We start from the raw sequence: 10,552 nt of genomic DNA on the forward strand, positions 1-10,552 counted from the left end.
CCCACCGGATACCGCGACGACGGGAGGGCGACCCATCGACGACCTGGAACCCTTGCCCGCCGGACCTGCTCCCACCCGCGACGAGCTGCTGATGCTCGAGGGCACGGGATGGGACGGTTCCCTCGACGACCTGCGCCGGGACCCCGTCACCGCGGTGTGACGTCCGCCCGGGCCCGACCCTGACGCCAGCCTGGGGCCTCTGTGGTCGGCCCCCGCTAGGCTGACGCGCCATGCAGCGCCGCCTCCCACGCCCCGCGGTGCTGGGGTATGCCGCCGGCAGCGTAGGCACGGGTGGGTTCAGCACGCTGCCGGGGCTGGTGCTCGCCTACTACCTCACCGACACCCTCGCCGTCCCCGCGCTGCTGGCCACCGTGGTGGTCGTCGTGCCGAAGGTCTGGGACGTGCTCATCGACCCGCTGGTGGGCGCGAGCAGCGATCGCGACGCCGCGACCAGGGCAGGCCGCACGCGCCTCATGCTCCTGGGCGCGCTGACCCTCCCGCTGGGTTTCGTCGGGATGTTCGCCGTCCCGACCGGGCTCGGGCCGGTCGCCGCGGGCGCCTGGGTGCTGGGCTGCTTCGTGCTGGCGACGACGTCCTTCTCCTGCTTCCAGGTGCCCTACATCGCGCTCCCCGCAGACCTCACCGGCGACTACGCCGAGCGGACCCGGGTCATGGCCTGGCGCATCGCCCTCCTCGCCCTGGCGATCCTGCTCGTCGGCGCCGGCGGTCCGGCGCTGCGCGACGCGGCGGGCGGCGGCCACCGCGGCTACCTCGTCATGGCGCTCGGCATCGCCGTGCTGCTGCTCGCCGGCATGCTCGCGACCGTCGCCGGTACCCGGCGGCATCTCTCCTCGACCCGGGCAGCCGGCTCGTCCACCTCAGCGCTCGCGGGCTACCGCGCCGGACTCGCCGCGTGGCGGGAGGTGCGGGCATACCGCACGCTGCTGTCCGTCTTCGTGCTCCAGGCGCTCGCGAGCGGCGTCATGCTCGCCGCGGCGCAGTACGTCGCGGCCTACACCCTCGGCGACCAGACCGCGCTGACCTTCCTCTTCGCCGCCCTCGTCGCCCCCGCGCTGCTGGTCATGCCGCTGTGGACGCGGTATGCCGCCCGCCGCGGCAAGGCGGGCGCGCTGCGGGTCGCCTCGCTCGCCTTCGCCGCGGCGACGCTGGCCCTGGTGGGGATGCTGTGGGCGCCGGCTGGTGGGTCTACCTCGCGGTCGGCGTCGCGGGCGTGGCCTACGCCGGCATGCAGCTCTTCCCGCTCGCGATGCTGCCCGACGTCATCAGCGCAGCCGGCCGCGAGCGCGGCGGCGCCATGAGCGGGCTATGGACCGCCGGGGAGACCACCGGCCTGGCCCTGGGGCCCGTGGTCGTGCTCGTGCTGCTCGGCCTCACCGGCTTCCGCTCCAGCGCGGCTGGGGAGGTCCTGGCCCAGCCTACGGCGGCGACCACAGCCATCGTGCTCGCCTTCTCGATCGTCCCGGCGGCTCTGGTCGCGTCGAGCCTCCTCCTGCTGCGGCGCTACGACGAGCCGGCCCTCACCACCGCCCCTTCGACGAGAGGTCTGCCGTGACACACCGTTTCACCGACCGCGACGAGGCGGGACGTGACCTCGGCGCCGACGTGCTCGCCCGGCTCGACGCCTACCGGAGCGCCGACGCCCCCACCCACGGTGGTCGGGTGCTCAGCTACGTCTACGACAGCGGCCTGGCCGAGCTGGACGCGCTCGCCGGCGCGGCTGCCGCCCGTGTCCAGGCGGTCAACGCGCTCGACCCCACGACCTTCCCGTCGGTGGCGCTGCTGCAGGCCGACGTCCTCCGGTTCGCGCGCGAGGTGCTCGGGGGCGGCCCGGACACTGCGGGAGCGGTGACCTCGGGCGGCACCGAGAGTATCCTGCTCGCCGTGCTCGCGGCCCGGGAACGCTGGCGCGAGCGCCACCCGGGCAGCAGCGCCACCCCCCGCGTCGTCGCGCCGAGCACGGCCCACGCCGCCTTCCACAAGGCCGCCCACTACCTCGGGCTCGACGTGGTCACCGTCCCGGTCGACCCGGGCACGGGCACCCTGCCCGCCGAGCGGCTCGTCGCGCGCCTCGACGACGCGACCGCATTGGTGGTCGTGAGCGCACCGGCGTACCCGCACGGCGTGGTCGACCCGGTCGGGGCGGTCGCCACAGCGGCAGCCGAGCGCGGCATCCCGTGCCACGTCGACGCCTGCGTCGGCGGCTTCGTCCTGCCGTGGTGGCCAGGCGCTGGGGCGTGGGACCTGTCCGTCCCCGGGGTCACGAGCATCTCCGCCGACCTGCACAAGTTCGGCTACGCCCCCAAGGGTGCGTCGGTGCTCCTCTTCGCCGACCCCGCACTGGACCGGGCGCGCTACTACGCGCTCACCGGCTGGCCCGGCTACCCGGTGGTCAACCCCACGGCGTTGGGGTCGCGCTCGGCGATGTCGTTGGCGGCGGCGTGGGCGGTCCTCACCCGCCTCGGGCCGCAGGGGTATGCCGATCTCACGGCGCGCGTGGTCCAGGTGACGACCGCGGTGCGCGGGGTGGTGGACGGGATCGTCGGGCTGCGGGTGCTCGGCGACCCGGTCGGCCCGTTGCTCGCGGCGGCGGCGGACACCGAGGTCACCGAGGCGGACCGGGTGGACCCGCACGCGTGGGCAGCGGCGGTGGCGCGGCGCGGCTTCGTGCTGCAGGGGCAGCCCGGGATGACGCAGACCGACGGCTCGAGGATCCCGCGGTCGACGCACCTGACGATCACGCCTGTCACCTCGGGGGTGCTGGAGGAGCTGGGCGCCGCGCTCGTCGCCGGGGCGGAGGAGGTCCGCGGTCGGGCCGGCGCGGGCCTACCTGCGCAGGAGGTGGCGGCCCCACCGGATCCCGCGCTGCTCGCGCGAACGGCCTGGGAGAGCGGCGAGCTGGACCTGGCGTCGGTGCTAGGGCTCATCGAGGCGCTGCCCCGCGAGCGCAGCGCCGCCCTGCTCGTGGACTTCCTGGCGGAGTTCGGCGAGGGGCCGACGCAGGCCTGAGGGCACCGCGGCGAGGACCGACCGCTGCCCGCGCGTTCCTCGCTCAGTCGCCGCGCCTGCGGCGCCGCCAGCCGTCCCAGAGGGCCGCGGCGAGGGCGAGCAGCAGGATCACCAGGGCCGCCCCGATCGCCGCACGCAGGCCCCCGCCGGGGTCCGACGTCTCGCCCGCACCCAGCTGGTAGGCCGTGATGAGCACGGCGGCGCCGATGGCCGAGCCGACGCGCTGCCCGGTCTGCAGCGCCCCGCCGGCCGCGCCACCCATGCGCGGCGGCACGTCGGCGAGGGTGAGGGTGAAGTTGGGCGAGACGACGGCGCCGCCGCCCAGCCCGGCGAGGAGCAGCGGCAACGCGAGCGCGGCCCACAGCCACGGCCGGTCCTGGGCCCAGCCGGCCAGCAGCGCCATGAGCACCAGGCCGGTCATCATGACGGCCAGGGCGTAGATGACGAGCGGGCGCCGACCCGGGAGACCGCCCGCCCGGCCCACGGCGAGGAGACCGCGGAGCCGACGGCGAAGGGTGTGAGGAGCAGACCGGTCGCCAGGGTGGAGTAGCCCAGGCCGTCCTGGAGGTAGACCGAAAGCACGAGGAAGACCCCGGTGAAGCCGGTGAAGTAGAGCGAGCCGACGACGATGCCGTTGCCGTAGCCCGGCGTGCGGCGCAGCAGCGCGATGTCGAGGAGCGGAGCACCACCGGTCCGGCTGAGGCGGCGCTCCCAGGCGACGAAAGCCCAGCCCAGGGCCGGCACCCCGGCCAGCAGCACCAGCAGCCGCGTCTCCCCGGACTCCAGCGCCACCACCGGCAGCAGCAGGCAGAGCACGGCGAGGCCGAGCAGGACCGCACCGACCAGGTCCAGGCGGGCGTCCGCGGACTCCCCCTCGACCCGAGTGTCGGGCACCATCCGGGCGATCGCCACCAGCAGGACCGCGCCGATCGGCACGTTGACGAGGAAGATCCAGCGCCAGCCGCCGTCCTCCCCGGCCAGCGCGATGATGACCCCGCCGAGCACGGGCCCGACCGCGGAGGCCACCGAGACTACGAGGCCGAAGAGCCCGAACGCCCTCCCCCGCTCAGGCCCGGTGAAGAGCTCCTGGATGAGCCCGGTGTTCTGCGGCGACAGCAGCCCCGCCGAGACGCCCTGGAGGAGCCGCGCGGCGACGAGGACGCCCCGCGGTCGGCGCCAGACCGCACGCCGCGCTGGCCAGGACGAAGCCGGCCAGCCCGATGAGCATGAGCCGCCGCCGGCCCCAGGCGTCGCCGAGCCGGCCGCCGGTGACGAGCACGAGGCCGAAGCTGAGGGCATACCCGGAGACGACCCACTGGATCGTGGCGGCCGAGGTGTCCAGGCCGCTGCGCATCGACGGGATCGCGACGTTGACGATCGTGACGTCCAGCAGCGACATGAAGCCGACCGCCAGCGTCACGGCGAGGATCCGCCAACGGGCCGGGTCGGGAGCGGGATCGGCGGTCCTCGTGCCGGAGGTGTCCTCAGCCGTCACGGCGCGCCTTCATCACCCACCCATGCTAGGCGGGCGCACCGACAGACCGCCCCTCGGGCTGGCTCTCCCGGCGGCCCGTCTGGGAGCCGTCTCGTCAACTCCCCGCCGGTATGTCACTCGACAGCCCCCTCGAGGAGGCTCGTGAGTGACATACCGGCTCACCATTGTCCGGGCGGGCGGCAGCCGGCCCCGATCCCCGGTTAACCTGGGAGGACCCCCACTCGTGAAGGAGCACCATGCAGAACTCGTCCATGCCGCGCACCACCCTGGTCCTGGGCGTCCTGCTCATCGCCGTGGGCGTCATCGGCTGGCTCGCCGCCGGCACGTCGAGCTGGACCGCCCTCATCCCGGCGATCCTGGGCGTGGTGCTGGCGGTCTGCGGCGTGCTGGGGCGCAGCAACCCCAAGGTGTGGATCCACGCCGCCCTGGTCGTCGCGCTCATCGGCGCACTGGGCACGCTGCGCAACGTCCTCGGGCTGGGCGACCTGCTCGCCGGCGAGGCCGAGCGCCCGCTGGCCGTGATCTCCGGAACCATCAGCTTCGTGCTGCTGGTGGGGTATGTCGTGCTCGGCATCCGCTCCTTCGTGGCCGTGCGTCGCGAGCGCCGCTCCGCCGTGAGCTGACACCTAGCCTCAGCCAGGGTCGCGAGGGTCCTCGTCGCTCACAGCCCGGACTCCACGGAAGGCAACTGGTTCGGGACCACCAGGTCCCGATCGGTGGCGAGCAGAGTCGATGAGAGCCAACATCTCCTCATCTGTCACTACCGTGCCGCTGCGAGCGACTCACCGGCCCCGATCACCGCGCACCACCTGAGCTGACTGGTCGACCTGGAGCGTCAGCGGGACGGCCTGACGACGGTCGATACGCCGATCAGTCACGACACTGACAGAATCGGTCGGATCGCCTCGATCTGCTCCCCCACGGCGTCTTCGGCACGATCCAGCTCGTAGTGACTCTGCAGGTTGATCCAGAACTCAGCCGAGGTGCCGAAGTACTTCGCCAGGCGCAGCGCCGTGTCCGCCGTGATCCCTCGCTTGCCGTGCACGATCTCGTTGCTGCGCCTCGGCGGCACCCCGATCGACACCGCAAGCTTGTTCTGCGTGATGCCGAAACCCTCGATGAAGTCCTTCATGAGAACCTCACCAGGATGGATCGGGGCCATCTTGTCAGTGGTAGTCAACGATCTCACCTCCTCTGGTGCGGCGTCAGTCCACACGAAGCAGACCCGGCACTGGTCGTTGATCCTGATGCTGTGCTGGCCGGCCCGGTCGCCCTTCAGCAGCTCGAGCCGGGTCCCAGGGGGGACGCGGAGGTCGTCGAACGACTCCGCGGATCCCACCTGCCGAAGCTTGCGCAATGCCACACGATGGATCCTCGGATCGATCGAGCGCACGCGCTCACGACGCCACAGCCGTTCGCTCTCTTTGCTGCCGAACGATCTGATCACGCGACTGGGTATATAACGCGATCCGTTATACCCCTACACGTTACCGGACCCTCGCGGACGTCGAGTTCGCGACCGCCGGCTGGGTCGACTGGTACAACAACCGACACCTCTCCCTCGGGATGCTCACCCCGATAGAGTTCGAGACGCTGCACAACGAGGCCCGCACCCGAGAGCCCGCACCCACAAAGTAGCGGCCGAGAACCCGGGAGGATTCAAACTGACAACGCGGAAGGAGTCGACTTTTGACGACTCACAAGAGTGAACCCATCGGGACGACGCAAAGCCCGACGAGGGAGGTAGTGGTCGGGGTGGTGGCCGATCCGGTCGCCACCACCCTGACAGTCGCGAAGCATCTCGAACGGGAACTGCCTGGCCTACTCGCCGAGCAGCTCTCTGACGGTCACTGGAGAGTGGAGGTGCACCGAGAGAGGCTGCCCCCCAGTGACGAGAAGCGCTTTGAGATGATGGACCTGGCAGCCGAGCGTAAGCGGGAACATGGCTGGGACTTCGCGGTATGCGTGACCGACCTGCCACTGATGATCGACCGGCGCCCCGTCGTCGCTGACGCCAACCACAGTCGGAACGTGGCGGTGGTTTCACTGCCGGCCTTCGGGGCCATGGGCCTACGACGGCGAGTTTCAGAGGTGGTGACACAGCTCATTGGGGACATGCGCGGCGGGACCATTCCGAAGGACGGGTCCCAGGCGCATCGGCGGTCACGGGTCCCGGCTCTGGGCGGCGCCTTCGAGCGGACGACCCCAGACCAAGACGGGGTCGACTTCCGTATCTTCGCGAACCGCGGGCGTCTGCGGCTGCTCGTGGGAATGGTCCGGGATAATCGTCCGTGGCGGCTGGTCTCCGGTCTCCGAGGGGCGTTGGTGGGAGCGTTCGCGTTCAGCGCGTTCTATCTGTTGAACGCCACGCTGTGGGAACTCGCACTCACCATGGCAGCGTGGCAGCTGGTCGCCGTGGTCGTTGCCTCCATCACGGCGATGATCACTTGGCTCATCGTCTATCACCGCCTCTGGGAACGAGCCAAAGATCTGCCGCCGCAGGAACGTGAGCGAACGGTGCTGTTCAACGCGTCGACTGTCTTGACCCTCGCTATTGGGCTGATGTGCGGCTTTGCGGGGCTGTTCGTCCTGAACCTGACTGCCGCGTTGATCGTTTTCACTCCGGAGGTGTTCAGCCAGTACGCCGGAGACGAATACGGACTGGGCGAGTATCTCCTGGTGACCCTGTTCGCGACCGCCGCTGCGACGATCGCGGGTGCGATTGGGTCTGGCTTCGAAAGTGAAGAGTCGGTGCACGAGGCCGCCTATAGCTACCGGGAGCGCGCACGGCGCGAGGCGCGGCGCCGCTCACGCAGCGCAGAGAACGCTGACAGCGCGGTCCACGACGCGGCGCAGAACGACGACACATCTCGTGCAGAGGACTCCGGTGCAGGCCCGGACCACTGAGGAGGCAATAGGTCGGCGGTGGATGGTGGGGCTGAAGTTCTTGGCGTACGTAAGCCCCGCCCGAATGAATGCCCGCTGAGGGATCCCTCAACGAGTTACTACTTTCGTTTTTAGTACGACATAGAAGCGATCACCATAGCCATAGGGACTGACGCACGTGTAGGTGTCACATGATCTGTGGCGCTAGAGAGCGTTGCAGGGAAGGATGTGCACCGTGCCTGCTCCCTATCCCCAGGAGTTCCGGGACGACGTCGTCCGCGTCGCGAGGAACCGTGAACCTGGCCAGAAGCTCGCCGTGATCGCGAAGGACTTCGGGATCTCTGAGTCGGGCCTGACGAACTGGATGCGTCAGGCTGATGTCGAAGACGGTGCCCGGCCCGGAAAGCGGGTGCTGCCGGGGACAACGCCGCGATGGAGTCCTTCTTCGCTCTGCTGCAGAAGAACGTCCTGGACCGCAAGAGGTGGCGGACTCGAGAAGAGCTGCGGATCGCGATCATCACCTGGATCGAGCGGACCTACTACCACCGACGCCGCCGAAAAGCCCGACTGGGACGATCGACCCCCATCGAGTACGAGACCATCATGAACCCGACCGTCAGCCTGGCGGCCTCACCCCAGCTGACACCTGATCGCGCATCAGTCCCCTATTCCGGCAAGCGTGCCTGCGAGAAGAGGTAGGCAGTCGCGCGGCACTAGACCTCGCTCTCCTGCTCCAGCTGGCGGTTCCGGCGGTGGAGATCCCATATCCCGGAGGATTCCTCACGAGTAGCTCCGGAACGGTGGTCGCCGTCGATGTCGGCCTGACGGAACGACTTGTGGATCGTCGTCGCGTGGATGCCGGAGTCCTTCATGATCAGAGCGAGGGAAACGCCGTCTTCACGGGGCCGAACCACGCGCACAACGCACTCGCGGAACTCACTCGGGTAGGGAGCAGCCGTGGCGCGAATCCTTCCTGGCCGCCCAACGGGCAAGCCAGATTGGATGTTACCCATTTGGGCGGCAGTCCCGATGCCTTCACACAGGAATGTTGTTGGCTGGTCGCTTCAGTTTGTCGGTACAACAGGCCCGTTCACGACCTGTCACGGACGCTAGACATTATACGGCGAAACGAAATTCAACGACGTCCCCGTCGGCCATGACGTAGTCCTTTCCCTCCATGCGCACCTTGCCGGCCTCCTTGGCCTTCGCCATCGAGCCCAGCTCGTCGAGCGCCTCGAAGCTGACGATCTCGGCCTTGATGAAGCCGCGCTCGAAGTCGGTGTGGATGACGCCGGCGGCCTGCGGAGCGGTCGAACCCTTGCGGATCGTCCACGCGCGGGACTCCTTGGGGCCTGCGGTGAGGTAGGTCTGCAGCCCGAGGGTGTCGAAGCCGACCCGGGCGAGCTGGTCCAGCCCCGGCTCCTCGACGCCCACCGACTCCAGCAGCTCGGCCGCCTCTTCGTCGTCCAATTCGGCCAGGTCGGCCTCGAGCTTGGCGTTGAGGTAGATCGCCTCGGCCGGCGCGACCAGCTCGGCCAGCTCGGCGTGCAGCGTGTCGTCGGTGAGGCCGTCCTCGTCGAGGTTGAAGACGTAGAGGAACGGCTTGGTGGTCAGCAGACCGAGCTGCCGCGCGATGGCGACATCGACCCCCGCGGCCTCGCCACGGGCATACAGCGTGTCGCCCGCCTCCAGCACCCGCTGCGCGGCGAGCGCGGTGTCGAGGACCTCCTTGTCGGTCCGCTTGCCCTTGACCTCCTTCTCCAGCCGCGGGATCGCGTTCTCCAGCGTCTGCAGGTCGGCGAGGATGAGCTCGGTGTTGATCGTCTCGATGTCGTCCCGCGGGCTGACCTTGCCGTCGACGTGCACGACGTCGTCGTCGCGGAAGGCGCGCACGACCTGGCAGATCGCGTCCGCCTCGCGGATGTTGGCGAGGAACTTGTTGCCCAGGCCCTCCCCCTCGCTGGCTCCGCGGACGATGCCCGCGATGTCGACGAAGCTGACCGTCGCGGGCAGCACCTTGGCGCTGGAGTGGATCTCCGCGAGCCGGTCCAGCCGCCCGTCCTTGAGCGGCACCACGCCGATGTTGGGCTCGATCGTCGCGAACGGGTAGTTCGCCGCGAGCACGGTGTTCTTGGTCAGCGCGTTGAAGAGCGTGGACTTGCCCACGTTGGGCAGGCCGACGATTCCGATGGTGAGTGCCACGGGGTCAGCAGTCTAGTGGTCGCCGGGGATGCGAAGATCGAGGTATGCGCTTCCTCTCGATCCAGAGCCACGTCGCCTACGGGCACGTCGGCAACTCGGCCGCCGTCTTCCCGCTGCAGCGCATCGGGCACGAGGTCTGGCCGGTGCTGACGGTGAACTTCTCCAACCACACCGGCTACGGCGAGTGGGGTGGCCCGCTCATCCCCGCCGACGACGTCCGCGCGGTCGTCTCCGGCATCGAGGACCGCGGCGTCCTGCCCACGGTCGACGGGGTGCTGTCGGGCTACCTCGGCGGCGAGGAGATCGTCGACGTCGTCGTCGACGCGGTCGGACGGGTCAAGGCCGCCAACGCCGAGGCGACCTACACCTGCGACCCGGTCATGGGCAACGCCACCTCCGGCTGTTTCGTCGCCGAGTCCATCCCGCCGCTCATCCGGGAGAAGGTCCTGCCGCACGCCGACATCATCACGCCCAACCAGTTCGAGCTGGGCTACATGACGCACACCGAGCCGGACACCCTGGAGTCGACGCTGGCCTCCGCCGACGCCGCCCGCGACCTCGGCCCGCGCACCGTGCTCGTCACCAGCGTGCTGCGGCCGGACCGGCAGGCCCAGCCGGACGGCGGCGAGACCATCGAGATGCTCGTGGTCGACGACGCCGGGGCCTGGATCGTCGCCACCCCGCGGCTGCCGATCAAGGCCAACGGCTCCGGCGACGTCACCAGCGCCCTGTTCACCGCGCACTACCGCGAGACCGGCTCGGCCGCGACCGCCCTGGAGCGCACCGCCTCCAGCGTCTTCGACCTGCTGCAGGCCACCCTCGACTCCGGCGAGCGCGAGCTGCGGCTGGTCCAGGCGCAGGACGCCTTCGCGCAGCCGCGGATGCAGTTCAGCGCACGTCAGGTGCGCTGAGGGGTATACCGCCAGGGGTGCGGCGCACGAG

At 70.1% G+C, this 10,552-nt stretch carries 12 protein-coding genes and 3 pseudogenes; 8 read left to right on the forward strand and 7 right to left on the reverse strand.

Annotated features, from left to right (window positions below; translation table 11 throughout):
* Window positions 1–230: 230 nt before the first annotated feature.
* The 3 genes from BJF80_RS08580 to BJF80_RS08585 are packed head-to-tail and all read left to right on the forward strand — an operon-like array spanning window position 231 to window position 3,027.
* Entirely contained in the window at window positions 231–1,319 is a 1,089-nt protein-coding gene (locus BJF80_RS08580; RefSeq protein ID WP_269087380.1) for an MFS transporter, read from the forward strand.
* A complete protein-coding gene (locus BJF80_RS20740) occupies window positions 1,247–1,573 on the forward strand; it encodes an MFS transporter (RefSeq protein ID WP_269087381.1) in 327 nt (108 codons plus the stop codon). Before BJF80_RS08580 ends, BJF80_RS20740 begins: the two co-directional genes overlap by 73 nt.
* Complete coding sequence (locus BJF80_RS08585; RefSeq protein WP_075812846.1) at window positions 1,570–3,027, forward strand: pyridoxal phosphate-dependent decarboxylase family protein; 1,458 nt, start codon at window positions 1,570–1,572, stop codon at window positions 3,025–3,027. Before BJF80_RS20740 ends, BJF80_RS08585 begins: the two co-directional genes overlap by 4 nt.
* 43 nt (window positions 3,028–3,070) lie before the next feature.
* Here the strand turns inward: BJF80_RS08585 and BJF80_RS19265 are convergent, their stop codons facing one another.
* Genes BJF80_RS19265 through BJF80_RS20745 form a run of 3 tightly spaced genes read right to left on the reverse strand, consistent with a single transcriptional unit; the run spans window position 3,071 to window position 4,522 of the window.
* A complete protein-coding gene (locus BJF80_RS19265) occupies window positions 3,071–3,451 on the reverse strand; it encodes a hypothetical protein (RefSeq protein ID WP_202817169.1) in 381 nt (126 codons plus the stop codon).
* Window positions 3,448–4,146: an MFS transporter gene (locus BJF80_RS19270; protein WP_269087387.1), complete on the reverse strand. Its 699-nt coding sequence runs from the start codon at window positions 4,144–4,146 to the stop codon at window positions 3,448–3,450. Before BJF80_RS19270 ends, BJF80_RS19265 begins: the two co-directional genes overlap by 4 nt.
* Window positions 4,094–4,522, reverse strand: a complete 429-nt coding sequence (locus tag BJF80_RS20745) for an MFS transporter (RefSeq protein ID WP_269087382.1) — start codon at window positions 4,520–4,522, stop codon at window positions 4,094–4,096. Before BJF80_RS20745 ends, BJF80_RS19270 begins: the two co-directional genes overlap by 53 nt.
* Before the next feature lie 236 nt (window positions 4,523–4,758).
* Between BJF80_RS20745 and BJF80_RS08595 the strand changes: the two genes are divergently transcribed.
* Window positions 4,759–5,145: a hypothetical protein gene (locus BJF80_RS08595; protein WP_083673549.1), complete on the forward strand. Its 387-nt coding sequence runs from the start codon at window positions 4,759–4,761 to the stop codon at window positions 5,143–5,145.
* A 251-nt stretch (window positions 5,146–5,396) separates the two neighbouring features.
* Here the strand turns inward: BJF80_RS08595 and BJF80_RS19275 are convergent, their stop codons facing one another.
* Window positions 5,397–5,702, reverse strand: coding sequence for a HigA family addiction module antitoxin (locus BJF80_RS19275; RefSeq protein ID WP_202817171.1), 306 nt, complete (start codon window positions 5,700–5,702; stop codon window positions 5,397–5,399).
* Window positions 5,689–5,969: pseudogene (locus BJF80_RS19280) on the reverse strand (type II toxin-antitoxin system RelE/ParE family toxin). Before BJF80_RS19280 ends, BJF80_RS19275 begins: the two are co-directional and overlap by 14 nt.
* 41 nt (window positions 5,970–6,010) lie before the next feature.
* Here BJF80_RS19280 and BJF80_RS18390 point away from each other — a divergent pair.
* The 3 genes and pseudogenes from BJF80_RS18390 to BJF80_RS08620 form a co-directional block, all read left to right on the forward strand.
* Window positions 6,011–6,160, forward strand: a pseudogene (locus BJF80_RS18390) (IS3-like element ISPfr13 family transposase); the annotation flags it as partial.
* A 120-nt stretch (window positions 6,161–6,280) separates the two neighbouring features.
* Entirely contained in the window at window positions 6,281–7,429 is a 1,149-nt protein-coding gene (locus BJF80_RS08610) for a hypothetical protein (protein WP_237767496.1), read from the forward strand.
* 381 nt (window positions 7,430–7,810) lie between these two features.
* Window positions 7,811–8,035 (forward strand): annotated as a pseudogene (locus BJF80_RS08620) (integrase core domain-containing protein); the annotation flags it as partial.
* An 86-nt stretch (window positions 8,036–8,121) separates the two neighbouring features.
* On the opposite strand, the gene BJF80_RS19050 reads toward BJF80_RS08620, so the two are convergent.
* The gene (locus tag BJF80_RS19050) at window positions 8,122–8,280 is read right to left on the reverse strand and encodes a hypothetical protein (protein WP_187344352.1); all 159 of its coding nucleotides are present in this window, start codon (window positions 8,278–8,280) and stop codon (window positions 8,122–8,124) included.
* Between the two features lie 244 nt (window positions 8,281–8,524).
* Window positions 8,525–9,610 carry a redox-regulated ATPase YchF gene (gene ychF / locus BJF80_RS08630; protein ID WP_075812852.1) on the reverse strand — a complete coding sequence of 362 codons (1,086 nt, stop codon included), beginning with the start codon at window positions 9,608–9,610 and terminating at the stop codon, window positions 8,525–8,527.
* 44 nt (window positions 9,611–9,654) lie between these two features.
* Between ychF and pdxY the strand changes: the two genes are divergently transcribed.
* Window positions 9,655–10,521 (forward strand): pyridoxal kinase PdxY, encoded by an 867-nt coding sequence (gene pdxY, locus BJF80_RS08635; RefSeq protein ID WP_075812854.1) that lies wholly within the window; start codon window positions 9,655–9,657, stop codon window positions 10,519–10,521.
* Window positions 10,522–10,552 lie beyond the last annotated feature (31 nt).

Origin of the sequence: Serinicoccus sp. CUA-874, assembly GCF_001942225.1 — a bacterium.
Lineage (GTDB): Bacteria > Actinomycetota > Actinomycetes > Actinomycetales > Dermatophilaceae > Ornithinicoccus > Ornithinicoccus marinus.